20 protein-coding genes and 1 pseudogene are annotated in these 23,983 nt (G+C 57.5%); 10 read left to right on the plus strand and 11 right to left on the minus strand.

Features of this window, described 5'->3' with window-relative positions:
* Window positions 1-21: 21 nt before the first annotated feature.
* The 4 genes from NBV64_RS03465 to gcl all read right to left on the minus strand — a co-directional run bounded on the left by NBV64_RS03465 (window position 22) and on the right by gcl (window position 5,038).
* On the minus strand, window positions 22-1,299 hold the full coding sequence (locus tag NBV64_RS03465) for a glycerate kinase type-2 family protein (RefSeq protein ID WP_250756698.1): 1,278 nt from the start codon (window positions 1,297-1,299) through the stop codon (window positions 22-24).
* Window positions 1,300-1,521: 222 nt separating this feature from the next.
* Window positions 1,522-2,406, minus strand: coding sequence for a 2-hydroxy-3-oxopropionate reductase (locus tag NBV64_RS03470; protein WP_009461114.1), 885 nt, complete (start codon window positions 2,404-2,406; stop codon window positions 1,522-1,524).
* 39 nt (window positions 2,407-2,445) lie between these two features.
* Window positions 2,446-3,234, minus strand: coding sequence for a hydroxypyruvate isomerase (hyi, locus tag NBV64_RS03475; RefSeq protein WP_021446971.1), 789 nt, complete (start codon window positions 3,232-3,234; stop codon window positions 2,446-2,448).
* A gap of 28 nt (window positions 3,235-3,262) precedes the next feature.
* On the minus strand, window positions 3,263-5,038 hold the full coding sequence (gene gcl / locus NBV64_RS03480) for a glyoxylate carboligase (RefSeq protein WP_009461112.1): 1,776 nt from the start codon (window positions 5,036-5,038) through the stop codon (window positions 3,263-3,265).
* 110 nt (window positions 5,039-5,148) lie between these two features.
* Between gcl and NBV64_RS03485 the strand changes: the two genes are divergently transcribed.
* Entirely contained in the window at window positions 5,149-6,066 is a 918-nt protein-coding gene (locus NBV64_RS03485) for a LysR family transcriptional regulator (RefSeq protein WP_021446969.1), read from the plus strand.
* Between the two features lie 61 nt (window positions 6,067-6,127).
* Here NBV64_RS03485 and NBV64_RS03490 read toward each other — a convergent pair whose 3' ends face one another.
* From NBV64_RS03490 to uraD, 6 genes are all read right to left on the minus strand, one after another.
* A complete protein-coding gene (locus NBV64_RS03490; RefSeq protein ID WP_009461111.1) occupies window positions 6,128-7,003 on the minus strand; it encodes an outer membrane protein OmpK in 876 nt (291 codons plus the stop codon).
* Between the two features lie 195 nt (window positions 7,004-7,198).
* Complete coding sequence (locus tag NBV64_RS03495) at window positions 7,199-8,683, minus strand: nucleobase:cation symporter-2 family protein (protein WP_083054174.1); 1,485 nt, start codon at window positions 8,681-8,683, stop codon at window positions 7,199-7,201.
* A 373-nt stretch (window positions 8,684-9,056) separates the two neighbouring features.
* A complete protein-coding gene (locus tag NBV64_RS03500; RefSeq protein WP_009461108.1) occupies window positions 9,057-9,242 on the minus strand; it encodes a 4-oxalocrotonate tautomerase in 186 nt (61 codons plus the stop codon).
* A gap of 27 nt (window positions 9,243-9,269) precedes the next feature.
* On the minus strand, window positions 9,270-10,061 hold the full coding sequence (locus tag NBV64_RS03505; protein WP_022983252.1) for a class II aldolase/adducin family protein: 792 nt from the start codon (window positions 10,059-10,061) through the stop codon (window positions 9,270-9,272).
* A complete protein-coding gene (locus tag NBV64_RS03510; protein WP_250756699.1) occupies window positions 10,058-10,570 on the minus strand; it encodes an ureidoglycolate lyase in 513 nt (170 codons plus the stop codon). The genes NBV64_RS03505 and NBV64_RS03510 overlap by 4 nt, the downstream gene beginning before the upstream one ends.
* A 145-nt stretch (window positions 10,571-10,715) precedes the next feature.
* The gene (gene uraD, locus NBV64_RS03515; protein WP_009461104.1) at window positions 10,716-11,246 is read right to left on the minus strand and encodes a 2-oxo-4-hydroxy-4-carboxy-5-ureidoimidazoline decarboxylase; all 531 of its coding nucleotides are present in this window, start codon (window positions 11,244-11,246) and stop codon (window positions 10,716-10,718) included.
* Window positions 11,247-11,535: 289 nt separating this feature from the next.
* On the opposite strand from uraD, the gene NBV64_RS03520 reads away from it, so the two are divergent.
* The 9 genes and pseudogenes from NBV64_RS03520 (at window position 11,536) to NBV64_RS19115 (ending at window position 22,273) form a co-directional block, all read left to right on the plus strand.
* A complete protein-coding gene (locus NBV64_RS03520) occupies window positions 11,536-12,492 on the plus strand; it encodes a LysR family transcriptional regulator (RefSeq protein ID WP_009461103.1) in 957 nt (318 codons plus the stop codon).
* A gap of 198 nt (window positions 12,493-12,690) precedes the next feature.
* On the plus strand, window positions 12,691-13,815 hold the full coding sequence (locus NBV64_RS03525) for an MraY family glycosyltransferase (RefSeq protein ID WP_009461102.1): 1,125 nt from the start codon (window positions 12,691-12,693) through the stop codon (window positions 13,813-13,815).
* Between the two features lie 49 nt (window positions 13,816-13,864).
* Window positions 13,865-15,145 (plus strand): Vi polysaccharide biosynthesis UDP-N-acetylglucosamine C-6 dehydrogenase TviB, encoded by a 1,281-nt coding sequence (gene tviB / locus NBV64_RS03530; RefSeq protein ID WP_022983251.1) that lies wholly within the window; start codon window positions 13,865-13,867, stop codon window positions 15,143-15,145.
* 14 nt (window positions 15,146-15,159) lie between these two features.
* The gene (locus NBV64_RS03535) at window positions 15,160-16,185 is read left to right on the plus strand and encodes an SDR family oxidoreductase (protein ID WP_022983250.1); all 1,026 of its coding nucleotides are present in this window, start codon (window positions 15,160-15,162) and stop codon (window positions 16,183-16,185) included.
* On the plus strand, window positions 16,182-17,543 hold the full coding sequence (gene murJ, locus NBV64_RS03540) for a murein biosynthesis integral membrane protein MurJ (RefSeq protein WP_009461100.1): 1,362 nt from the start codon (window positions 16,182-16,184) through the stop codon (window positions 17,541-17,543). Before NBV64_RS03535 ends, murJ begins: the two co-directional genes overlap by 4 nt.
* A 39-nt stretch (window positions 17,544-17,582) precedes the next feature.
* Entirely contained in the window at window positions 17,583-18,692 is a 1,110-nt protein-coding gene (locus NBV64_RS03545; RefSeq protein ID WP_060186276.1) for a glycosyltransferase family 4 protein, read from the plus strand.
* Window positions 18,693-18,755: 63 nt separating this feature from the next.
* Entirely contained in the window at window positions 18,756-19,883 is a 1,128-nt protein-coding gene (locus NBV64_RS03550; protein WP_009461098.1) for a glycosyltransferase family 4 protein, read from the plus strand.
* A 5-nt stretch (window positions 19,884-19,888) separates the two neighbouring features.
* Window positions 19,889-20,950: pseudogene (locus NBV64_RS19110) on the plus strand (glycosyltransferase family 4 protein); the annotation flags it as partial.
* 207 nt (window positions 20,951-21,157) lie between these two features.
* Window positions 21,158-22,273, plus strand: a complete 1,116-nt coding sequence (locus tag NBV64_RS19115) for a glycosyltransferase family 4 protein (protein ID WP_342467225.1) — start codon at window positions 21,158-21,160, stop codon at window positions 22,271-22,273.
* A gap of 253 nt (window positions 22,274-22,526) precedes the next feature.
* On the opposite strand, the gene NBV64_RS03560 is transcribed toward NBV64_RS19115, so the two are convergent.
* Entirely contained in the window at window positions 22,527-23,915 is a 1,389-nt protein-coding gene (locus tag NBV64_RS03560) for a phosphomannomutase/phosphoglucomutase (RefSeq protein WP_250756701.1), read from the minus strand.
* Window positions 23,916-23,983: the final 68 nt, after the last annotated feature.

The following is a 23,983-nucleotide window of genomic DNA, read 5'->3' on the forward strand; positions in this document are numbered from 1 at the left end:
TCCAGTCCTTTAAGAAAAGCGTTAATCGCTAGGGGTTAAAACCAGAATTGCACGGAAATCGTTGACGTTGGTCAGGGTAGGGCCCGTAACCAAAGCGTCATCCAAGGCTTCAAAGAAGCCATGACCATCATTATTGTCCAGACTGGCCCTTGGGCGTATACCTTGTTGCCAGGCACGCTCCAAAGTGTCCGGACCGCAGAAGGCTCCGGCAATTTCTTCCTGGCCGTCCACACCGTCGGTATCGCCGGCCAAACCGTAGATACCGGGTGCCCCGTTCAAGGCAATGGCGGTGGACAACAGAAATTCCACATTGCGACCGCCACGGCCCTGGCCGCGCAAGGTCACGGTGGTTTCTCCGCCCGAGAGCAGCACGCAGGGGGCCTGGGCAGGCTGGCCATGCTGGGCAACGCTCAAGGCGATACCGGCCATGACTTTGCCTACATCGCGGGCTTCGCCTTCAATGCTGTCGCCCAGCAAGACGGGACGCACCCCACGGGCTTCAGCGACACGAGCTGCAGCCAGCAGGGCCAGTTGGGGTGTGGCGACCAGATGGGTGGTGACATGAGCCAGGCGTGGATCGTCGGGCTTGATGGTTTCGCCATCGCCGCTCTTCAGCAGGGCGCGGGCTGCGGCAGGAATTTCGATGCCGTAGCGGGTAATGATTTCCAGCGCTTGCTCGCATGTGGTGGGATCTGCCACCGTGGGGCCAGAAGCGATGTCCATGGGCTTGTCGCCGGGAACATCGGAAATCAACAGGTTCAGGACACGAGCAGGGGCACAAGCCGCTGCCAGACGGCCGCCTTTGATGGCGGACAGGTGGCGGCGTACCGTGTTCATCTCACCAATTGAAGCGCCCGATTTGAGCAGCGCTTTGTTGATAGCTTGCTTGTCCGCCAGGGTGATGCCTTCTCCGGCAAGAGGCAGCAGAGACGAGCCGCCACCGGAAATCAGGCAAATAACCAGATCGTCTTCGTTCAGATCGCTGACCGTGCGCAAAATTTCGCGGGCCGCGTCTTCACCGGCTTGATCGGGGACCGGGTGAGAGGCCTCCAGAATCTTGATGTGATCACAAGGCACGCCGTAGCCATAGCGGGTGACGACAACACCGCTGATGGGGCCTTTGTCCCAGTGACGCTCCAGTGCCTGGGCCATCGCTGCCGATGCTTTGCCAGCACCGATCACAATGGTGCGGCCTTTGGGAGCATCGGGCAGATAAGGCGGGATGCAATGTTCAGGCTGAGCCGCGTTGACGGCAGCTTGAAACATTTTGCTGAGTAAGTCTTGTGGCTCGATCTTCATGGGTCAATCCTAATGCAGAGTGACGGCAACAAACCATCTTACTGCGCTACAACACGCCTTCACCTCCCCGCTTTGACTGGCAGCCTTCGAGAAAGATTGTGCTGTCTGGGGGGGCTTGGCGGTAAAAAAAAGCGGGCCGCAGCCCGCTTGCTGGATGTCCCGGTCGTACTGGCTTGATATCTGGAAAAAATCAGTCCGGACGGGAGCATCCTTGAACCGATCTTATTGACCAATCTCGTAGTTGGCCATGATTTCCAGAGCGCGGACCATGGCGGAGTGGTCTTGTGCGGCGCCACCGTGGGCGGCGCAGGTATTGAACAGCTCCTGGGCCGTTGCGGTGTTGGGCAGTGCTACACCCAGCTGGCGCGCCGTGGTCAGGGCCAGGTTCAAGTCTTTCTGGTGCAGTTCGATGCGGAAGCCTGGATCAAACGTGCGCTTGACCATACGCTCACCGTGAACTTCCAGAATACGGGAGTTTGCGAAACCGCCCATCAGCGCTTCACGAACCTTGCCCGCATCGGCACCGGCCTTGGAGGCCAGCAACAGGGCTTCGCCCACGGCTTCAATGGTCAAAGCCACGATGATCTGGTTGGCCACTTTGGTGATTTGACCGTCGCCGTAGCCGCCGACCAGGGTGATGTTCTTGCCCATCAGTTCAAACAGGGGCTTGACCTTGTCGAAGGCCTCTTGCTTGCCGCCGACCATGATGGTCAGCGAGCCAGCCTTGGCACCGACTTCGCCACCGGACACAGGAGCGTCCAGGTATTCGCAGCCCAGCTTGACGATGCGCTCGGCAAAGTCTTTGGTGGCCACGGGGGAGATGGAGCTCATGTCCACCACGATCTTGCCAGCGGTCAGACCGGCGGCAATGCCGTCTTCGCCAAACAGCGCATCTTCCACGTGCGGGGTGTCGGGCACCATCGTGATGATGATGTCAGCCTGACGGGTCACTTCGGTGCCGTTGGCGCAAACGGTTGCGCCGGCTTCTTTCACGCTTTTGGGGAAGTCGCCACGGGTGTAGGCAAACAGCTCATGACCACCTTTGATCAGGTTGACGGCCATGGGTGCGCCCATGATGCCCAAACCAATAAAACCGATTTTAGCCATTGTGTAATCTCCTAATAATTATCTGCAGGTATTCGACGATCAGGCAGTGACTTCAGTCAGTTCAGTCATCCAGCCCAGGCCATCCTTGGTCACGCCGGCGGGCTTGTACTCGCCGCCGATCCAGCCCTGGTAGCCAATGCTGTCGATGTACTTGAACAGCCAGGCGTAGTTGATCTCGCCTGTGCCCGGTTCGTTGCGGCCTGGGTTATCCGCGATCTGGATGTGTGCAATCTTGTCCAGGTGCTTTTTCATGGTGGCAGCCAGCTCGCCTTCCATGCGCTGGGCGTGGTAGACGTCGTACTGGATGAACAGATTGTCCGAACCCACGTCCTGCAACAGCGCCGCGGCCTGTTCGGTACGGTTCAGGTAGAAACCGGGAATGTCGAAGGTATTGATGGGTTCAACCAGCAGGCGCAGGCCGGCGTCTTTCAACTTGGCGGCAGCAAACTGCAGATTGCTGACCAAGGTCTTGTGAGCCAGTTCGCGGTCTGCACCTTCGGCCAGCTTGCCAGCCAGGCAGTTGACTTGCTTGCAGCCCAGCGCGGTGGCGTATTCAATGGCATGGCCTACGCCGTCCTGGAATTCACCCACGCGCTCGGGCAGGATTGCAATGCCGCGCTCGCCGCTGTCCCAGTCGCCCGCAGGCAGGTTGTGCAACACTTGGGTCAAACCGTGTTGTTGCAGTTTGTCAGCCAGCTGCTGTTTGTCGTAGGCGTAGGGGAACAGGTACTCCACTCCCTTGAAACCAGCTTCGGCCGCTGCCTGGAAGCGATCCAGGAAGTCGTGCTCGTTAAACAGCATGGTCAGGTTGGCGGCAAATTTTGGCATAGTGCTACTCCGTTTTTTAAATCAGCAATCAGTCCATCAGCGAGATGGCGGTGGGGGCGTCAATACCCGCTTCGGCCAGGGACTCGAATTCCGTCACATTGTGCAGTTCGGTACCCATGGCAATGTTGGTGACGCGCTCCAGGATCAGTTCGATCACAACCGGCACGCTGAACTCTTTCATCCATGCGCGAGCCTGTTCAATGGCAGGCTGGATGTCTTCGGGTTTGTGTACGCGGATGGCCTTGCAACCCAGACCTTCCACCACGGTGATGTGATCCACACCATAACCTTCGGTTTCAGGGGCGTTGATGTTGTCAAAGGCCAGCTGTACACAATAGTCCATCTCGAAGCCACGCTGTGCCTGACGGATCAGACCCAGGTAGGCGTTGTTGACCAGAATATGGATGTAAGGCAGCTTGAACTGCGCGCCCACGGCCAGTTCTTCAATCATGAACTGGAAGTCGTAGTCGCCCGAAATGGCCACCACTTCACGACCTGGGTCAGCGGCGACCACACCCAGGGCGGCGGGAATGGTCCAGCCCAATGGGCCTGCCTGACCGCAGTTGATCCAGTGACGTGGTTTGTACACGTGCAGGAACTGGGCGGCAGCAATCTGCGACAGACCAATGGTGCTGACGTAGGTGGTCGAAGGACCAAAGGCGCGGTTCATTTCTTCGTAAACGCGCTGAGGCTTCAGGGGTACGTTGTCGAAATTGGTCTTGCGCTGCAAGGTGGCCTTGCGCTTCTGGCAGTCGGCTACCCAGGCGGCGCGGTCGCGCAGCTTGCCAGCAGCCTTGTATTCCTTGGCGACTTCAATGAACAGTTTCAATGCAGCGCCAGCGTCCGAGGCAATGCCCAGATCAGGGCCAAATACGCGGCCGATCTGTGTAGGCTCGATGTCCACGTGCACGAACTTGCGGCCTTCGGTGTAGACGTCTACGGAACCGGTGTGGCGGTTGGCCCAGCGGTTACCGATACCGAATACAAAGTCCGATGCCAGCAAGGTCTGGTTGCCGTAGCGGTGCGAGGTTTGCAGGCCAACCATGCCAGCCATCAATGGGTGATCGTCGGCCACAGTACCCCAGCCCATCAGAGTCGGGATAACGGGTACGTTGACCAGCTCGGCAAATTCCTGCAGCAGCTCGGATGCGTTGGCGTTGATGACGCCGCCACCGGATACGATCAGCGGACGCTCGGAAGCGTTCAGCAGTTCGATGGCTTTTTCAGCCTGGGCACGGGTGGCAGCAGGCTTGTAGGCTTCCAGCGGGGAGTAGGTATCCAGATCAAATTCGATCTCGGCCATCTGCACGTCGATAGGCATATCGATCAGCACAGGACCAGGACGGCCAGAGCGCATGATGTGGAAAGCCTGCTGGAACACGCGCGGGATCAGATCGGGTTCGCGCACGGTGACGGCCCACTTGGTCACGGGCTTGGCAATGGATTCAATGTCCACAGCCTGGAAGTCTTCCTTGTACAGGCGGGCACGAGGGGCCTGGCCGGTAATGCACAGAATTGGGATCGAGTCAGCCGATGCGGAGTACAGGCCGGTGATCATGTCTGTGCCAGCGGGGCCGGAAGTACCGATACATACGCCGATATTGCCGGGATTGGCACGGGTAAAACCTTCGGCCATGTGGGAAGCGCCTTCCACGTGGCGGGCGAGAATGTGATCAAAGCCACCTTCCTTGCGCAGTGCGGAGTAGAAGGGGTTGATTGCGGCGCCAGGCACGCCAAATACGGTGCTCACGCCTTCTTTACGTAAAATCGCGGCGGCGGCGTCCACTGCTCTCATTCGAGCCATTGATATCTCCTAGATCATCGTTTGACGAAATTCACAACTCGATAATAAGGAGTGATAGCCCTGCCTAGAAATGGTGGTACGATTGTTTCTATCGATACTTGGAGTATTGAATGAGCCGTTATACCGAAATTCGAAGTTTTGCGCTGGTCGCTGAAAAAGGCAGTTTTGCGGCTGCTTCCGTGATCGAAGGCGTTACCCCGGTGGTGATGGGTAGGCGCCTGGATGCCTTGGAGCAGAGACTGGGGGTGCGTTTGATGCACCGGTCCACGCGCGGGCTGACTTTGACTGATCTGGGCGAGCAGTTTCTGGAGCAGTGCAAACAAATTCTGAAGGATTTTGAAGAAGCCGAAGCCAGCATCAGCGCCCAGCGTAGAGTGGTGCGCGGGCACTTGGTGGTATCGGCTCCGGCTGCCTTTGGGCGCCGTCATGTGGCACCGCATGCCTTGTCCTTCAAGAAGCGTTACCCCGAGCTGAAACTATCTTTCAACTTCACCGACAGCGTGGTGGATCTGGTGCGCGAAGGTTATGACATGGCCTTGCGTATTGGCGAGGTCACTGACCCCAACTATGTGGCGGTACGTCTGTATCCGAACCGCCGTGTGGTGTGTGGTACGCCCGAGTATTTCGAGCGTCACGGGGTGCCGCGCGTACCGGAAGATCTGGCCCGTCATAACTGTCTGGCCTTCAACTTGCAGGGTGGGCAGCAACGCGGCTGGACCTTCTTGCGGGATGGTCGTCCTTTGGCGGTACGGGTTGATGGTGATCTGGATTGCAATGACGGTGAATTGCTTTTTAACTGGGTCAAGCAGGGCTGGGGGATAGGTTGGCGCTCCACCTGGGAAATTCAGCCAGAGCTCAAGCGGGGCGAGCTGGTGACGGTGCTGAACGAGTTCGAGATTCCCAGTTATGACATTCAGGCGGTGTATCAGCAGCAGCGCTATCTGCCGGCCAAAGTGCGGCGCTTTATTGATTATTTGCGTGCCATCTACAACACGCCGGGTTACTGGGACGGTGAGGTGCAGTTCTAGGATTTTTACGCTTTGGAATGAAAAAACCGCTTCGAAAAGCGGTTTTTTTGCTGCGTACGACTTAGAAATGCCATTCCAGCTGTACGGTTGGAGCGCTGGTTTTGATACCGGGTTTCAGGCTGCCGTCTGCCTTGTAGCGGTTACCGAACTTGTTGTACCAGTACTCGTAGCCAATCCCCACCCACAAGGTGTTCTTCTTGTCGAAGGCCACTTTACCCACGTCGGCCATCAGGGATGTACGGACCAATACTTCAGACTTGGTGCTGATGCCCGCGTAGTCATCACCTTTGGGGCCGGCGTAGTTGGCAAAGCCCTGGAACTTCAAAGGCACTGAACCCACATCAAAGGGCAGATTCCAGTTCAGGCTGGCTAAAAACTGGGTGTCGAAAGAGCGGCGGCTGTCCGGGCAGGCGGGAGCACCCAGACCGCAGTGGTTCCACTCCTTACCCACCATCAGGCTCAGGTCCACAAAGCCTCGGGGTACATCGAATTTGAAGGTTGGGCCCAGTACCAGCAGGCGTTTGCGCGGTGCAAAGGCGGTGTTTTTGGTGTTCAGGTCAAAGCCCGCTGTGATGGCCACATCTTTTACGGGGCCGAAGCTCAGATCCTTGTCGAATACCTTGCCCATGGAGAGCTGGTGACGATAGGTGGCGTAGAACTCGGTGGCGCCATTGCTGCCATTCCCGTTGGAGGGATCGTAGCGGTCCGACTGCAGGATATCCAGGTTGAAGAAGTTCTGGCCCAGGCTGTAGCCGTTGACGTGTGTCAGGCTCAGGATGTGCTTCTGAATAGTTCGATCGTTCATCGGCTCGGTGTACTGCGTGCTGAAGCGGTAGCCTAAAAAGGTGTCGCTCCAGTCAGCTGCCAAGGCGGGGCTGGACAGCAGGGCGGCGGCCAGCGGGGCGCATGCCCAGCGAGCAGGGTGTAGCTTTTTCATGGTGTCTCCTCTTTGTTTGAGCACAAGCAGGTCCCTGGGATCTGATGTCCCTTATGGCCTGCGGCCTTAGTTTTCTTTGAGTGGGTGTTACTGACCTTGCTTAGATTAATTATGGGCAGTCGATACTTTTATGAAGGTACTGCGGAAATTTGAACAGCCGCCCATTTCAGGCAGGACGGCTGTTCAAAAAGGGGCTTAGCCGTTTTGCGAGGCCAGGTGATTGCCGCTGTCTTCAGTCGCTTTTTGAGCAGCGGCCTGTTTGCGGGCCTGGGTAGCAGCGGTGGATTCAACGGTGTGGCCTTGGTCGGCGTATTTTTCCATGCCGTTGAAAAACAGGTTCAATAAGATGGCAGATACGGCAGCCAGCAAGATTCCGCTATGCAGCAAGGGAGCCAGAGCAGGGGGCATCTTGTCCAGCAGGTGCTCGGCAACCAGGGGAATCATGCCAAAGCCCAGGCTGATGGCCACGATATAGGGGTTGTAAGGGTTGCGGTTCAGGTTGGCCGACATCAGGATCTTGATGCCGGTAGCGGCCACCATGCCGAACATCACAATGCCAGCACCGCCCAGAACGTAGTTGGGGATGGAGGCCACAATGAAAGCCATTTTGGGGAACAGGCCCAGCATGATCAGGAAGGCACCACCCATGACACATACCCAGCGGCTGCGCACGCCGGTCACGCTGACCAGGCCCACGTTTTGCGAGAACGAGCTGTGCGGGAAGGTGTTCATGATGCCGCCCACCAGGGTACCCAGACCGTCGGTACGCAGACCGCGCACCAGCGCTTCTCGGTCGGTAGGACGGCCGCAGATGGAGCCCAATGCCAGGAACATGCCCAGAGACTCAACCATGATCACCACCATGATCAGGGACAGGACTGCCGCTGCGCCCAGCAGGGCCCAGCTGAAAGTAGGCACGCCAAAGTGGAATGGAGTCACCACCGCAAACCAGCTGGTCTGATCCAGACCTTCAAAGGTGATGCGACCCATGGCCAAAGAGACAAAGAAACCGACCAGCAGGCCAATCAGCACTGCCACGTTTGCCAGGAAACCGCGTGCAAACTTGGTGATCAGCAGGATCACAGTCAGCACCATCAAGGCAATGCCCAGGTTTTCCAGCGAGCCGTATTCGGGGTTGGGGATGGACAGGCCGGTGGCGGCGTCAGTAATAGTAGGGGAGCCGCCGCCGATCCAGTTCAGACCCACGCGCATCAGCGTCACGCCAATCACGGTAATGATGATGCCGGTCACGACCGGGGGGAACAGGCCCATCAGACGGCTAAATACCGGAGCAATCAGAATACTGAAGATACCGGCCAGGATGGTGGCGCCAAAAATACCGGGCAGGCCCAGTTGTGGATCCAGGCCAATGGCGATCATGGGGCTGACCGCTGCAAAGGATACGCCCATCATGACGGGCAGTTTGATGCCGAACATACCCAGGCCACGAGCCTGGATGATGGTGATCAGGCCACAGCACAGCAGGTCGGCATTAATCAGGAATGCGATCTGTTCCTTGGACAGGCCCAAGGCCGCACCAATGATCAGGGGGACAGCAACTGCGCCCGCGTACATCACCATGACGTGTTGCAAACCAAGGGTTGCCAGGCGCCCCGTTGGTAGGCGTTCGTCTACACCGTCACAAGCAGCAGGTGTGGACACTTCTGGGTTGGCGGACATCCGGGTCTCCTTATTAATACGTTATGCGCAGCCGATGCCTGGGCCGCGTAAGCATAAAGTTATCGGATGGGCCCTATCACTGGAAGGCAGTACGGCTTGATAAGTAGAATACGTAAAAGCGTATGGCAGGCTGATGCTGACAGGGGGGGAAGGATATATGCCCTGTAGATGGGGCCTGTGTTCAGGCCACGCCCTAGCAGATTCCTGCTTTTTTCATGCATTTTTCAGCGCTAGGGGTATTGCCCACCTAGTCCATCCTGAAAATCTATGTTAATAGCCTCCAAACTACTGTTTGATTTACGTTTGAAGAGCCGTTAAGGTGCTGAAAGATATAAAAAAAGCGGCCACAGGGCCGCTTTTTCATGGGTCTGATTTACTTGTCCGACCACAGGACGCCGGCCGTGGCCCAGTCCTCGCGTTTGACATCGGTAAAGACCACATCGACGGCCTCCGGGGTACAGCCAAGCACGCGACAGGCTTCTTTAGTCAGGGCCTGGGCGAGCTCACGCTTGATTTCCACGGGACGGCCGTCGAATAGTTGTACGTTAATAGAAGGCATAAAAGCTCCGTAGGGGTGGAAAGGGTCTTAGCGGCAAAAATCCGGCTCGCTCTGATAGAGCTTGCGCAGCAAGGCTGGCCATTCTAACAAGCCCTCTGGCTCATCCCCGGGTAAAAGCTGGCGATGTGTCAAATCCAGCACATCCGTCGGGGGCAGGTGCAGTTGCGGGCTGGCAGCCATGGCCGAGAGCTGAATGCGACAGGCGCGCTCCAAGGCATCCATCAGGACATAAGCTTCGGCAACAGTACGGCCACAGGTCAGGGCACCGTGATTGCGCAAGAGCAGGGCGGGATAGGAGCCTAATTGCTTGAGCAGGGCCTCTTGCTCCTGGGGCGGGAAGGCCAGACCGGCATAGTCGTGATAGCCAATATCCTGCCAGAACCGCATGGCGTGTTGCGATAGAGGCAGCAGTCCACAGGACAGAGCCGAGACGGCAATCGAGGCATCTGTATGTAAGTGGATGACACAGTGTGCATCCGCTCGGGCGCGGTGAACGGCTCCGTGAATGGCAAAACCGCTGGGGTTGGCACGACGGCCTGTGCCGTCCACAACCTGGCCCTGGGTATCAATCAAGAGCAGATTGGAAGCGCAGATTTCATCAAAGCGCAAACCGAAGGGATTGATCAGGAAAGTGTCGTCGTGGCCGGGCAGGCGCAGGGAGATATGGGTGTAGATGATATCGTCCCAGCCCTGGCGGGCCGCCAGCCGGTAGGCGGCGGCCAGATTGACACGGGCGCGCCAGTGCTCAGGATCAATATCGGCCGGACGATGGGCGTAAATGGCCGCTATGTCCGGCGTGATGGGACAGGACTGGCTCACGCTGCTGTGGTTTCCAGTTCAGCAATGATGGCTTTTTCTTCCAGCTGAATCACATCGCAGTTGTCGCCGGGACCTTTGCGGTCAATCACGATGAAGTCGGCCACTTGATTCAGTGCCATCAAGGGGTGGTGCCAAACGCCAGTTGCGTAGTTCACGCCCTGGTCGCCACGGGCCAGGAACAGGCGTAGATCGCTTGCCTTGGGAGTCGGGCCAGCAGGGGCCACAATCACCAGATACTGTTGGCCGGACTGCGGAATGAAGGCCTGGCTACCTTTGGGGTGGCGTTCCATCATTTCCACGGTAAAGGGCAAGGTGCGTGGCTGACCACGGAAAATGGACACAATCGCCTGACCGTCTGCACCCGGCTCGATCTTGGCCAGGTCGTGGTAGCGCTCGGTATTGCCTTCATTGATGGTGAAGTGCTGAACCGTGTCGGAGGCCTCGATGACATCACCAAAGGGGGCGAAGGCTTCGGCTGTCAGGGTTTCCAACTTCAATGTGATTGTCATGGCAGAGGTCCTTGGTAGGGCAGACCCGCGTGGGGCTGAAAGCAGCCGCGCCACGAAGGGTCAGAGGAAACAAAGGGCAGCGTGCCCGCAGGCTGGCGCTACCCCGTGAACTGGATGGGTCAACAAGACCCGGCAGGCAGCAAAATCAGCCCAGCAGCGCATCCAGACGGAAACGGGCAATCTTGCCGATTTCAGTCAGACAAGCTTGAAACTCGGTTTCAGCACTGTTGTTCAGACGAGCTTCTACTGTATCCATGATTTGGTAACGGCTCAAACCCTTGACGGCAATCACGAAGGGAAAACCGAAGCGCTCACGGTATTGGGCATTCAGGCCACGCAGACGGGCCAGCTCTTCGGCCGAACACTGATCCAGGCCGGCGCCACGTTGTTCGCCTGTCGATGCGGTGGTCAGGGTCCCTTGCTCGGCTTCTTTACCAGCCAGCTCGGGGTGAGCACAGATCAGGTTCTTCTGTTCTTCGTGCGATGCTTCTTGGACCACTTGCACCATGCAGGCGTGCAACTGATCCACGCTTTCAAAGGGACGCTGGTTCCAGCTACGCTCAGGGACCCAGGGGGAATGTTCAAAAATACCTTCGAGCTTTTCCACGAATTGGCTCTGATCCAGGCTGGAGAGTTCGGTGAGCGCCTGTGTGGTGGTAAGGGTTTGAGTAGTCATGTGTCAGTCCGATTATCTAAGCGTAAATAGTGCGAGCCGAGGCGGCTCCAGGACCAGGCCTGGAGGCCGTTTTATCAAGGGTAGTGGGTGGGCGTTTACACGGTATGTTTGATTTATTCAAACCCTTATAAACCACCGCCTGTGGGCTATGATTTTCTTATATGGGACCAGTTTAAGTTTTCTGTTTATAAATAAAATAGAATTAGGCGTATAAATGATATATGCCATCTCGTATTGTGCATGTATGTCATTATCATGCTGGAAAAAAGCGTAAGAAGGAGAGAATAAGATGGCCGCCCGACGTGGGGATAACCCGCTTGATACCTATCTCTTGAGGGTATTTTGCTTACTCGTTACCGAGCGCAGCGTCTCGCGTACCGCGTTCAAAATGAACCAGTCGCAGCCTGCTATCAGTGCGGCCTTACGACGCTTGCGTGACATTATTGGCGATCCTTTGCTGGTGCGCGAAAAAGGGGGCATGGTGCCTACCGAGCGCGCCATTGGCCTGCTGGCCCACGCTAAAGGAGCCCTGGCCGAGATCGACTGTATGGTTAATGCGCCCGACAGTTTCGACCCTCAGGTAAGTCGCAGTGAGTTTCATATCGGAGCGCCAGATTATCTGGCGCCTGTCTTTATTGGCGGAGTGGTCGAGCGCATGCGTCGCGAGGCACCGGGGGCACGCTTGAATCTGCATTCTCTGGATGCCAGCTTTGATTTTGAGCGTTCTTTGGCGGAAGGCGACCTGGATATGGTTATTGGGAACTGGCCCGAACCGCCCGATCGCATGCACCTGTCCGTGCTGCTGGAAGATCAGATTGTCTGCCTGGTAGCGGCAACGCACCCCTTGGCTCGCAAGGGGTTGACCATGGATGATTACGTGCGGGCGCGCCATGTGGTGCCCATGCCGTATTCCATCAACCAGCGCGGTGTCATCGATACGACCTTGGCGACTCTGCGTATTCAGCGTGATGAAAGCGTGGCGGTGCAGTCCTTTTCGGCAGCACCGTATTTGCTACAGAATACAGACCTGATTTTTACGACTTCGCGTCATTTCGCCGAGTTTTATTGTCGACTATTGCCCCTGGCGATTCTGGAGGCCCCGCTGGAGTTTCCGCCCATGCGCTTTTATCAGCTCTGGCATGAACGTAACCGGCATTCGCCCAGCCATCGCTGGTTACGGCGACTCCTGACCGAGTGCGGTAATCAGCTGGCCTCGACAGAACCGTTGCCGCAACCCGATTCCTGAGCCCCAATCCCGCAAAATACTTGCTTTCGGGCTCGCGCTCGGGCAAATTAGCGAGCTACTCCTGCCTACACGAAAGTGATACGGGACTTGACGGAAATTGTTGCATTTAATGCGACTGGTCACGGACACAAGCCGGAAGGCAGGTTGATAATGTGTAGTTCCTAACCTAGCAGGTGTTTTGCGGTGTCTTTACCTCAGATGGGGGAGTCTCTTACCTGGTTGTATATCTGTGTCGTGGCTTTTATGGTCGGCGGGCTGATCGTGGCCTCCGAACGTTGGCATGGCCGTCTGACCGGGGACAGCGACCTTAGTAAACCCCAAGCGTCCCATTCTCGTCCTACCCCGCGTGTGGGTGGTCTGGCCGTGGTGGCAGGCAGTTTGGCTGGCTTGCTGGTCCTTGGGCCCAGCAATATGACACTGACCTGGCTGTGGCCGGTCTTGTTTCTGGCTGCCATGCCGGTATTTGTGGCGGGCCTGGTCGAGGACATCACCAAGGACGTAGGTTCTCTGAAACGCTTGCTGGCCGCTTTCCTGTCGGCCGCGATTGCCTGGTGGCTGTTGGGTGGTGTGTCGCGTGTTGGGGTGAGCTGGGCTGATTGGGTTCTGGGTTTCTGGCCCATTTCGCTGCTCTTTACCATGATTGCGGTAGGCGGCTGTACCCATGCCCTGAATATTATTGACGGTATGAATGGCCTGGCCGGCATGATCGCCACCTTGATGGCGCTGTCCCTGGCTCTGGTGGCCTTGCAGGTGCAGGACATTCCGATTTTCCTGATTGCCGCCTCGCTGGCGTCGGCCACCCTGGGCTTTCTGGTATGGAACTTTCCTTTTGGACGGGTCTTTCTGGGGGATGGGGGCGCATATTTCCTGGGCTTCATGCTGGCTGAACTGGCTGTGCAACTGGTGGTGCGCAACCCCAGTGTGTCGCCGTTTTACGCCTTGGCCGTGCTGTTTTACCCTGTTTTTGAAACCATGTTTTCGATCTGGCGTCGCCGTTTCAAACGCGGTGTGCCTGTGGATCAGCCGGACGCGCTGCACCTGCATCAACTGGTGTTCCGTCGTCTGGTGCGCTCCACGTTCAGTCGTGACAGTGGCGGAGCCTTGCCCGCGTTTTGTAATGCCATGACCTCGCCTTACCTGTGGGTACTGGCCCTGATCGGTTTGGTACCAGCCACGATCTGGTGGGACAATACTTGGGCTTTGTGTGCCAGCATGCTGGCCTTCTCACTGGTTTATATCTGGCTCTATTCCCGTCTGGTTTCGTGGCGTCGCCCTTCCTGGCTGCTGCTACCCTCGGTACGGCGGCGGATAGATCGGGACTGATACTGTCAGGCGTTCGAGATTATTCCTTGCGCATAGCGCTAACTGGAGAATGAAGTTGCAACTTGAGAATGTGAAACTGGCCGTCATCGGCTTGGGATATGTCGGTTTGCCTTTGGCTGTAGAGTTTGGCAAAAAGCGTTCCGTTATTGGTTTTGACATTAACGCGCGTCGTGTCGCCGAACTCAAGGAAGGGGTAGACCGCACGTTGGAGGTCGAGAGCGAAGAACTGGCCCAGGCCAGTGGCTTGAGCTACTCCTGCGAGGCCGATGAACTGGCCCAGGCCAATGTGTTCATTGTGACTGTGCCCACGCCTATCGATGAATTCAAGCAGCCTGATCTGACTCCTCTGGTCCGCGCTTCCGAGACCATCGGTAAAGTGCTCAAGCGTGGTGACATCGTGGTTTACGAGTCCACGGTTTACCCCGGTGCGACCGAAGAAGTGTGTGTGCCTGTGCTGGAGCAAGTGTCGGGCCTGCGCTTTAACGAAGATTTCTACGCGGGGTACAGTCCGGAGCGTATCAATCCAGGCGACAAGGAACACCGCGTCTCCACAATCAAGAAAGTCACTTCCGGCTCGACCCCTGAAGTCGCTGAATTGGTCGACGCCTTGTACCGCGAGATCATTGTGGTGGGTACCTTCAAGGCTAGCTCCATTCGTGTGGCAGAAGCGGCCAAGGTGATCGAGAACACCCAGCGCGACGTGAATATCGCCCTGATCAACGAATTGGCTCTGATCTTCAACCGTCTGGGCATCGATACCCTGGACGTGCTGGAAGCGGCGGGCACCAAGTGGAACTTCCTGCCTTTCCGTCCTGGTCTGGTGGGTGGTCACTGCATTGGCGTGGACCCGTACTACCTGACCCACAAGGCGCAAGCCATTGGCTACCACCCCGAGATCATTCTGGCTGGCCGCCGTCTGAACGACTCCATGGGCGGCTATGTGGCCTCCCAACTGGTTAAAGCCATGACCAAGCGCCGCATTCAGGTGCAAGGTTCGCGCGTCTTGTTGCTGGGTCTGGCCTTTAAAGAAAACTGCCCGGACCTGCGTAACACCCGTATTGTCGATATCGTGCATGAACTCAAGCAGTACGATGTTCACGTAGATGTATACGATCCATGGGTTGACCCTAAAGAAGCGCAACATGAATACGGTATTACTCCGGTCGAGACTCCTAAAGCGGGTGAGTACGACGGGGTGATCGTGGCTGTGGCCCACAAGCAGTTCAAGGAATTGGGTGTGGAAGGTGTGCGCCAATGGGGCAAGCCCGAGCATGTGCTCTACGACTTGAAGTATGTGTTTGATCGCGAACAATCCGATCTGCGTCTTTAATTTTGGAAAGCATTATGAGCGCTGCATTTGAACAGGCGAGCCAGCAACTGCGTAATCAGCCTAAAACCTGGCTGGTTACGGGTTGTGCCGGCTTTATCGGTTCCAACCTGCTGGAAGCCCTGCTGAAAATGGATCAGCAGGTGGTAGGTCTGGATAACTTTGCAACCGGCCATCAATACAACCTGGACGAAGTGCGCGATCAGGTTGGTGCCGAGCGCTGGGCCCGTTTTCGCTTTATTGAAGGCGATATCCGCAATCTGGATACCTGTCGCGAAGCTGTTAAAGGCGTGGACTATGTGCTGCACCAGGCCGCTTTGGGGTCGGTGCCTCGTTCCTTGAACGATCCGCTGACTTCCAATGAGGTCAACGTGAACGGCGCCTTGAACGTGATGGTGGCTGCGCGTGACGAACAGGTTAAAGCCTTTGTTTATGCGGCTTCCAGTTCCACCTATGGCGACCATCCCGGTTTGCCCAAGGTGGAGGATACGATTGGTCGTCCACTGTCCCCCTACGCCGTCACCAAGTTCGTGAACGAGCTGTATGCGGACGTGTTTGCCCGTGCCTATGGCTTTTCCAGCGTGGGCCTGCGTTACTTCAATGTATTTGGCAAACGTCAGGACCCCAATGGTGCTTACGCTGCGGTGATCCCCAAATGGGTATCGGCCATGATCCAGAACCAGGATGTGCAAATCAATGGGGATGGCCAAACCAGCCGCGATTTCTGCTTTATCGACAACGTTATTCAGATGAATATCCTGGCCGCCGTGCAGCAAAAACCTGCTGTGGCCGAAGTCTATAACGTGGCCGTCAATGCTCGCACCAGTTTGAACGAGCTGTTCGAGCACTTGAAGCAGACCTTGAGTGCAAATGGTGTCAACTACACCAAACAGCCCATCTATGCGGACTTCCGCGCGGGCGATGTGCTGCACTCTCAAGCCGATATCACTAAGGCTCGCACCCAATTGGGTTACGAGCCGACTCACACGATTTTGCAGGGCCTGAATACAGCCATGCCCTGGTACGTGGCGTTTCTGAGTTGATTTGGGCCAGCCTGAAAGCACGTCTGTCTAGTTTGCATGACGACCACCGTCGCATCGCCCTGGGGGCGATGCGGGTGGCGTTTTTTCTGTTGCTGGGCAAGGCAGCGGGCGCTTTCAAAGAAATGGCGGTGGCTTATCGCTACGGTGTGAGCGATGTAGTCGATGCCTATCAGTTCACGATGGTCATGGCCAATTGGCTGCCAGTGACAATCGTTGGCTCCATGTCCGTTGTGCTGATTCCCGTTCTGGTGCGCTTGCATCGTCTGGAACCGGCAGCGCGCAGCCGTTTTCTGGGTGAACTCAAGGCCTGGTGCATTGTGCTGGGCTGCGTGCTGGGTGCATTGATCTGGATTAGCTGGCCCTGGGTGCTGCAATGGACGGGACAGGGTTTAAGTCCTGCAGTCCATGAAATGAGCCAGGAACTGCTGTTTGCCTTTGCGCCAGCGGCGGTTCTGACCCTGATGATTGGCCTGAGTGCCGCCCGTTTGCGGGCGCATGAGCGTCACATCAACACCCTGCTGGAAAGTGTTCCTGCCTTTGTCATCCTGATCTGGGTGCTGGCCGCAGGGGCCAATGCCGGCATTGGCCCCTTGTTGTGGGGCACCTTGCTGGGCATGACGATCCAGGCCGTGTGGCTGATGATTCTGGCTTCTCGGGCTGATCAGATCTGGGCTCGTCCCACGATCAGCTTGCGTGCCGAACAGTGGCCGGATTTGCTCAAGGCCGCCACGATCATGCTGGTGGGGCAGGTTGCCATGAGCTTTGTCGGCCCTATCGACCAATATACGGCGGCCAATCTGGGCGCGAATGCCAACGCGACCTTGGGTTATGCCACGCGCTTGCTGGCCCTGGTTCTAGGTGTGGGGGCGGCCTCTGTAGGCCGTGCTGCCTTGCCTGTGCTGGCTGATATTCAAAGCCGGGGCGATAACGCCCGTGCTCGTTCCATGGCCTTGAAATGGTCGGTCATGATGTTGGCGGCTGGTGGAGTAGCGGCGGCCATCGGCGTCCTGCTGGCTCCTTGGGGCGTGGCACTGCTGTTTGAGCGTGGCGCGTTTACCGCGCAGGATACGGCCACCGTCGCCCAGGTTTTTAGCTGGGGACTGGTGCAACTGCCTTTTTATTTTGGGGTGCTGATTCTGGTGCAGTTACTGGCCAGTCAGAACCGGTATAAATCCATGGCAATTATTGCCGTGATCAATTTTTTGGTGAAAGCGGCCCTGAACCCGATTCTGGCGGCGCGCATGGGTCCGTCGGGCATCATGCTGGCGACCAGCCTGATGTATGCGGCTTCTTTCACTTGTTATTTCATCTTGGCTTTGAAGCCAGCCAGTGCCTTTGCGTCTGGTTCGCAGGAATAGGAAAACGTGCACAGTCATTCGGGAGTTCGCCCTCATATCATGCTGCTTATCCACTCTTTGGGTGGGGGCGGGGCAGAACGTGTCGCCGTCGATTTAAGCGCAGCCTGGGTGGCGCGCGGCTATCGAGTGTCTCTGGTGACGCAGGCCGGCCGTGACAAAGACGCGTATACCGTAGCAGAGGGCGTAGAGCGCCACGTGCTGGGAACGGCAGGCAGCAGTCGTGGCCGCCTGGATGCCTTGTGGAAGAACTGGCGGCGCGTGAGCCGGGTGCGATCCCTGATACGCAAGAACAAGCCCGATGTGGTGCTGGGGATGATGACGACTTCTTCTGTGCTGGCCATTTCTGCCGCCAAAGGCTTGCCCTGCAAGGTGATTGCTACCGAGCATACGCATCCGCCCTCCCAGTCCTTGTCCTCTTTCTGGCAAAAAGCCCGTTTGCGTACCTATCCGCAAGCTCATGCCGTGATCGCGCTGACTGCTGGTACTGCAGACTGGTTGCGCGAGCATGTGCCCGGCAGCCAGGTTCAGGTAATTCCTAATGCCGTACGCTGGCCTATGGATAGTGCCGAGCCTGTCGTGCCGGTGCCCGAACTGCCAGAAGGCCGCAAACGTTTGCTGGCTGTGGGGCGACTGCACCCGGTTAAAGGGTTTGACACCCTGATCGAATCCTTTGCCATGTTGTCCAACTATTTCCCGGACTGGGACTTGGTGATTCTGGGCGAAGGCGAGCAGCGTGCTCCTCTGGAAGCACGAATTGAAGAGTTGGAGCTGCAAGAGCGGATTCAGCTTCCCGGCCGCGTCGGCAATATGGCGGACTGGTACGAGCAGTCAGATCTGTATGTACTCAGCTCCCGCATGGAAGGCTTGTCCAACAGCCTGCTGGAAGCCATGGCCAGCGGTTTGACCGCGGTTGCCTTTGATTGCGATACCGGCCCGCGCGAGATTATCCGCGCCAATATTGACGGCGTCTTGGTACGCCCGATTGAAGACGTGGAAGCCCTGGCAGCCCATTTATCCGACCTGATGTCCAACGACGACAAGCGTCAGCGATTGGCACGCCGCGCCACGGATGTGCGCGATCGTTTTTCCTCGGCCCGAGTTCTGGCGCTATGGCAGCAAGTGTTGGAACAGTGCTTGCGTCGGCCTTAAAATGGCGCTTTGCCTAGTGCCAGCAGGCCCAAGCTACCCGGTCGATGAGCCCACGGAGGCCCAGTGAATATTCTGTTTTTCGTCAGCTCCCTGAACGCAGGCGGCGCCGAGCGCGTCGCTTCCACCCTGGCCAATGCCTGGGGTTTGCGGGGCGATCAGGTCACCCTGGTGCCTACTTATAGTGGAGGAGGCAGCGCCTTTTACCCTATTGACTCCAAGGTGGAACTGGTGTGGCTGGCCCATCGCATGCGCGGTAGCTGGTTGCCCAAACCCTTGGCCAAGCTGCGCGCCATGCGCAAGCTGGTGCATGAAAAACAGCCTGATGTCATCGTGTCTTTTCTGACCAATGTGAATATCAATGTGTTGCTGGGGCTGGGCGGCATGGGCGTCCCTATTGTGGTGGGTGAACGCACCAACCCGGCCTTTAGCAGCAGCGCAGGCAAGCTGCTGCAAAGCCTGCGCCGCCGTCTGTACCCCAAGGCGCAGGTAGTGACTGTGCAAACCCGAGCCAGTGTGGCGGCGTTCCAGGCCATGGTGCCGGGCATGAAGCAGGTCATGGTGGTTCCCAACCCCTTGCCGCAGGCCTTGAATGCCGTGCAGCGCGAGGTGCGGGTGGAGGAGAACCGTCACTGCACCTTGATGGCCATGGGGCGTCTGGTGCCCTCCAAACGTTTTGATGTCTTGATCCGCGTATTTGCAGGCCTGGCCGCCGAGCATCCGGAGTGGAAATTGAAAATCTGGGGTGATGGCCCGCAGCGAGCCCAATTGGTGCAGCAGATTGCCATGTCCGGCGCGGGCGACCGTATCGAACTGGCCGGCAAGACCGCTGAGCCCTGGCAGGAAATGGCGCGCTCCCATGCCTTTGTCATGACTTCGGAAGTAGAGGGCTTTCCGAACGTGTTGCTGGAAGCCATGGCCATGGGCCTGCCCGCCGTGACGGTTGATTGCCCCAGCGGCCCGCGCGAAATCAGTTCCGATGGCAAGGATGCCCTGCTGGTGCCGGTAGGGGATGAAGGTGCCTTGACTGCCGCCCTGGCCGAGCTGATGGGGGATGGCGTCTTTCGGGGCGTCTTGGGCCGTCGTGCCGCTGCAGCGGTGCGTCAGCGTTATGAACTAGAGCAGGTTTTGCTTAACTGGGACCAGGTCTTTCAGGCCGCCCGTGGCGGTATCGAAGAGGGAGCCAAAGCATGAGTGCAATGCAGCCAAGGTCGTTGAATCAGGAAACAGACGCCGTGGATGACAAGCTGGAAAAAGTAACGCCGCCTTTGCGAGTCGTGCATATTATTGCTGGGCTGGGGCAGGGGGGGGCAGAAACCGTCTTGTTCCGCTTGGTGACGGCGCCAGGTCAAGAAACCGAGCATATTGTGATTTCTCTGGGCGAGGAAGACGTTTTCGGGCCGCAATTGCGGGCTGCAGACATTCCTTTGTACTGCCTGCACATGCACTCGCCGCTGGGCTTTTTGAAAGGTCTGCGATCGCTGACGCGCTTGCTGCGCGATTTGCAGCCCGATGTGGTGCAGACCTGGATGTATCACTCCGATCTGATCGGTGGTGCCGCAGCGCGACTGGTCGGGATTCCGGCTGTGTCCTGGGGTATTCGTAATTCCGGCGCGAATCTGTATCAAGGCAGCCCGAAAGCTCGTATGGTGGCCTGGCTGTGCGCCCGCCTGTCACGCTTTATTCCTAATTTGATTGTGTCCTGCGCAGAAAATGCCGCCCGACGTCACAAGCAGTGGGGTTATCGTGCGGACATCATGAAAGTGATTCCCAATGGCTACGATCTAAGCCGTTGGCATCCTGACCCGCAGGCACGTGAAGAAGTGCGCGAAGAATTGGGCCTGTCACTGGATACGCCTGTCATTGGCAGTGTGGCCCGCTGGAATCCGCTTAAAGATCATCCCAATCTGCTGGCCGCCTTAGCTCGCAGCCTGCACCGTCATCCGGGCTTGCGTTGCCTTTTGATTGGCGATGGCATGGACAGCAATAACGAAACCTTGATGCGCTTGCTGGATCAGCATCAGTTGCGCGAGAGCGTCATCCTGATGGGACGACGCAGCGATGTCCCTCGCCTGATGAATGCGCTGGACGTGCATGTCTTGTCCAGCTCGGCAGAAGGTTTTCCCAACGTGGTCTGCGAAGCAATGGCTGCGGGGGTGTCCAATGTGGTCACCGATGTGGGTGATGCTGCCTTGATCGTCGGTAATGAGGGCTGGATTGTTCCCCCCAGCAATGCTGAAGCCTTGGCAGGCGCGATCAATAGTGCGGTTGATGAACTGGGTGCGCCTTCCTGGCAGGCTCGTCATGAGCATGCGCGTGAACGGGTTGCCCGCCTGTTCTCCCTGGAAGGCATGGTCAAGAATTACACGCAGGCCTGGAAGACCTTGACGGCGCAGTATCCCCCCAAGCGCAAGCGCAGCCGTCAGGCCTTGAGTGCCTTGACGGACGAAACCAGCAAGAAAACGCGCATGCTGATGTTCGTGGTCAATAACCCCGCTTTTTTCCTGTCACATCGTTTGCCTTTGGCGCAAGCCGCTCAACGTGAGGGTTATGACGTGCATGTCGCCACCATGGACGGCCCGGCGGTTGCCGAGATCGAGCGTCACGGCCTGCATCACCATGCTTTGCCCATGACACGCAGCGGGACCAACCCATTGCAAGAGCTGCACACCATTTGGGCTCTATGGCGCTTGTTTCGCCGTGAGCGTCCGGAGCTGGTGCATGCGGTCACCATCAAGCCGGTTCTGTATGGCGGGATTGCAGCGCGACTGGCCGGTGTGCCTGGTTTTCTGGCCGCTGTATCCGGGCTGGGCTATGTATTTACCAAGCGCGACAAGTCCTTTGATCCGGTGCGCTGGATTGCCCTGCAGCTTTACCGCATTGCCTTGGGACATCCGAATAGCCGCGTGATTTTCCAGAACAGCAATGACCGTGATGTCTTGCTGGAAGACCGTGTTGTCAAACGCGATCAGTGCGTCCTGATTCGTGGCTCAGGCGTGGACTTGAATCAGTTTCAGGCTTTGCCGGAGCCCGAAGGCCCGCCCGTTGCCCTGATGGTATCGCGCCTGCTGGTAGATAAAGGTGTGCGTGAGTTTGTTGAAGCTGCACGCATCAGCGCTGCTCAAGGTAGCCCGGTTAAATGGGTACTGGCTGGCAGTCCCGACCCCGGTAATCCGGCCAGTATCAGCGATCAGGAGTGGCAGAGCTGGCAAAAGCAGGGCGTGGTGGAGTGTCTGGGCGAACGTAGCGATATTGCGCAGCTTTACGCTCAATCACACATTGCCGTGCTGCCGTCCTACCGTGAGGGCCTGCCTAAGTCCTTGGTAGAAGCCGCAGCCTGCGGGCGGGCGGTGGTCACGACTGACGTACCCGGTTGCCGTGATGCCATCGAACCTGGCGTGACCGGTGTGCTGGTGCCAGTGCGTAATGCGCAGGCATTGGCGGTGGCTGTGATGGACTTGGGTGAAGATACGGCCAAGCGGCGAGCCATGGGGGCGGAAAGCCGCCGTCTGGCTGAAGAGGCTTTTGATATAGGCCGTATTAGCGAGGCTCATCTGGATCTGTATCAGTATTTGAGCCGTTAAGGCTTTGACTGCCTTGGCCCTGGGCCAAGGCATAAAGAAACGGGCTGAACTGCTTGCTGTGACTTGGGGTTGAATCCAAGGTTTCAGAGGCAGTGCAGCTCTTTTTTTATCGCTGGGCTGCCCCAAGGCTAGTCGTCCCGGTAAAAAGTGCCCCCTTGGGGGACAGCAAGCCAAAGTTGCCGCGTGGGGGCATTTTTATACTGCGCTAGAGACTAGCGAGCAGGGATCTGGGTATGAGTGCACTTCCACGGCCTTAGAAAGGCAAAGCAGCATCAGGCTTCAAAGCCAACAGTGCCGCCCGGAATTCTCCCTGGATCCGATCCAGCGCCTCTTGGGACTGGGCCTCAAAACGCAGCACAATCACTGGAGTGGTATTGGAGGCGCGAGCCAGACCGAAGCCGTCCGGGTACTCGGCACGTACACCATCAATCGTGTTGAGCTGATTGGAACTGGGGAAACGGCCTTCTTTTTGCAGGCGGGCAATCAAGGCATGAGGCTCGCCTTCGGCCAGCAGCAGTTTCAGTTCCGGTGTGGACAGGTCTTGCGGCAAGGCTTCCAACTCTGCCGTCGGGTTGTCACCGCGCGAGAGAATCGCCAGCAGACGTGCGCCTGTGTACAAGCCATCATCAAAGCCGTACCAGCCTTCCTTGAAGAACACGTGGCCGCTCATTTCGCCAGCTAAAGGGGCACCCGTTTCGGCCAGTTTGGCCTTGATCAGCGAATGGCCGGTTTGCCACATCAAGGGCTCACCCCCGGCCTTGGCAATTTCCAGGGCGACGTGGCGGCTGCATTTCACGTCAAAAATAATCGTGGAGCCAGGTTCGCGCTGCAAAATATCGCGGGCGTACAGAATCAACTGACGATCAGGCCAGATGATCTGACCCGTTCGAGTCACCACACCCAGGCGGTCAGCATCACCGTCAAAGGCCAGACCCACTTCGCAGTCCGTGTTTTGAACATGGGTGATCAGGTCTTGCAGGTTGTGCGGCTCGGCCGGGTCCGGGTGGTGATTGGGGAAGCTGCCGTCTACATCCTCAAACAGCATGTCCACTTCGCAACCCAGGGCCTTGAACAGGCGAGCAGCCACGACGCCACCCACGCCGTTGCCGCAGTCCAGGGCAATTTTCATGGGACGGGCCAGTTTGACACGTTCGGCGATGGTGCTGACGTACTGGTCCAGCAAGTCCTTTTTCTCGCCGGTGCCTGCTTGAGCCGCAGGCTCAATACCGGCTTGCATGCGTTTCATCAGGCCCTGGATATCCTGGCCGTGCAAGGTCTTGCCGGCCATCATCATCTTGAAGCCGTTGTAGTTGGACGGATTATGGCTACCTGTGATGGCTACGCCCGAGCCGGTTTCCAGTACATTGGCCGCAAAATAGACGACGGGAGTAGGAACCATACCCAGATCGACTGTGTTGATTCCGCCTGCCTGGATCCCTTGTTGCAGGGCACGAGACAGCGCAGGGCTGCTGTGGCGGCCGTCGTAACCCACTACCAGGGTTTGCACGCTTTGTTCACGGGCCAAGGCCGCCAGGGCCAGACCTAATTGGTAGGCGAAGTCGGGATTCAGTTGCTCGGGAACGGTGCCCCGAATATCGTAGGCTTTGAATACAGCGGTCGGTAGAGCGGGAATGTGGGTCACTGTCGCGTCCTGAACGAATACACAAAGAAAGAAGTTTAGCGCGAATGCCACCGGCTTTCGTGAGTTAC

This window comes from Alcaligenes sp. DN25 (assembly GCF_023674485.1).
GTDB lineage: Bacteria > Pseudomonadota > Gammaproteobacteria > Burkholderiales > Burkholderiaceae_B > Alcaligenes > Alcaligenes phenolicus.

Coding starts and splice junctions, on each gene's coding strand:
- NBV64_RS19115 (WP_342467225.1), top strand. CDS start 21,158: ATGCTGATGTTCGTGGTCAATAACCCCGCTTTTTTCCTGTCACATCGT.
- NBV64_RS03510 (WP_250756699.1), bottom strand. CDS start 10,570: ATGACAATCACATTGAAGTTGGAAACCCTGACAGCCGAAGCCTTCGCC.
- NBV64_RS03465 (WP_250756698.1), bottom strand. CDS start 1,299: ATGAAGATCGAGCCACAAGACTTACTCAGCAAAATGTTTCAAGCTGCC.
- NBV64_RS03535 (WP_022983250.1), top strand. CDS start 15,160: ATGAGCGCTGCATTTGAACAGGCGAGCCAGCAACTGCGTAATCAGCCT.
- NBV64_RS03485 (WP_021446969.1), top strand. CDS start 5,149: ATGAGCCGTTATACCGAAATTCGAAGTTTTGCGCTGGTCGCTGAAAAA.
- NBV64_RS03490 (WP_009461111.1), bottom strand. CDS start 7,003: ATGAAAAAGCTACACCCTGCTCGCTGGGCATGCGCCCCGCTGGCCGCC.
- NBV64_RS03495 (WP_083054174.1), bottom strand. CDS start 8,683: ATGTCCGCCAACCCAGAAGTGTCCACACCTGCTGCTTGTGACGGTGTA.
- uraD (WP_009461104.1), bottom strand. CDS start 11,246: ATGACTACTCAAACCCTTACCACCACACAGGCGCTCACCGAACTCTCC.
- NBV64_RS03520 (WP_009461103.1), top strand. CDS start 11,536: ATGGCCGCCCGACGTGGGGATAACCCGCTTGATACCTATCTCTTGAGG.
- NBV64_RS03500 (WP_009461108.1), bottom strand. CDS start 9,242: ATGCCTTCTATTAACGTACAACTATTCGACGGCCGTCCCGTGGAAATC.
- NBV64_RS03545 (WP_060186276.1), top strand. CDS start 17,583: ATGCTGCTTATCCACTCTTTGGGTGGGGGCGGGGCAGAACGTGTCGCC.
- gcl (WP_009461112.1), bottom strand. CDS start 5,038: ATGGCTCGAATGAGAGCAGTGGACGCCGCCGCCGCGATTTTACGTAAA.
- hyi (WP_021446971.1), bottom strand. CDS start 3,234: ATGCCAAAATTTGCCGCCAACCTGACCATGCTGTTTAACGAGCACGAC.
- tviB (WP_022983251.1), top strand. CDS start 13,865: ATGAAGTTGCAACTTGAGAATGTGAAACTGGCCGTCATCGGCTTGGGA.
- NBV64_RS03470 (WP_009461114.1), bottom strand. CDS start 2,406: ATGGCTAAAATCGGTTTTATTGGTTTGGGCATCATGGGCGCACCCATG.
- NBV64_RS03525 (WP_009461102.1), top strand. CDS start 12,691: ATGGGGGAGTCTCTTACCTGGTTGTATATCTGTGTCGTGGCTTTTATG.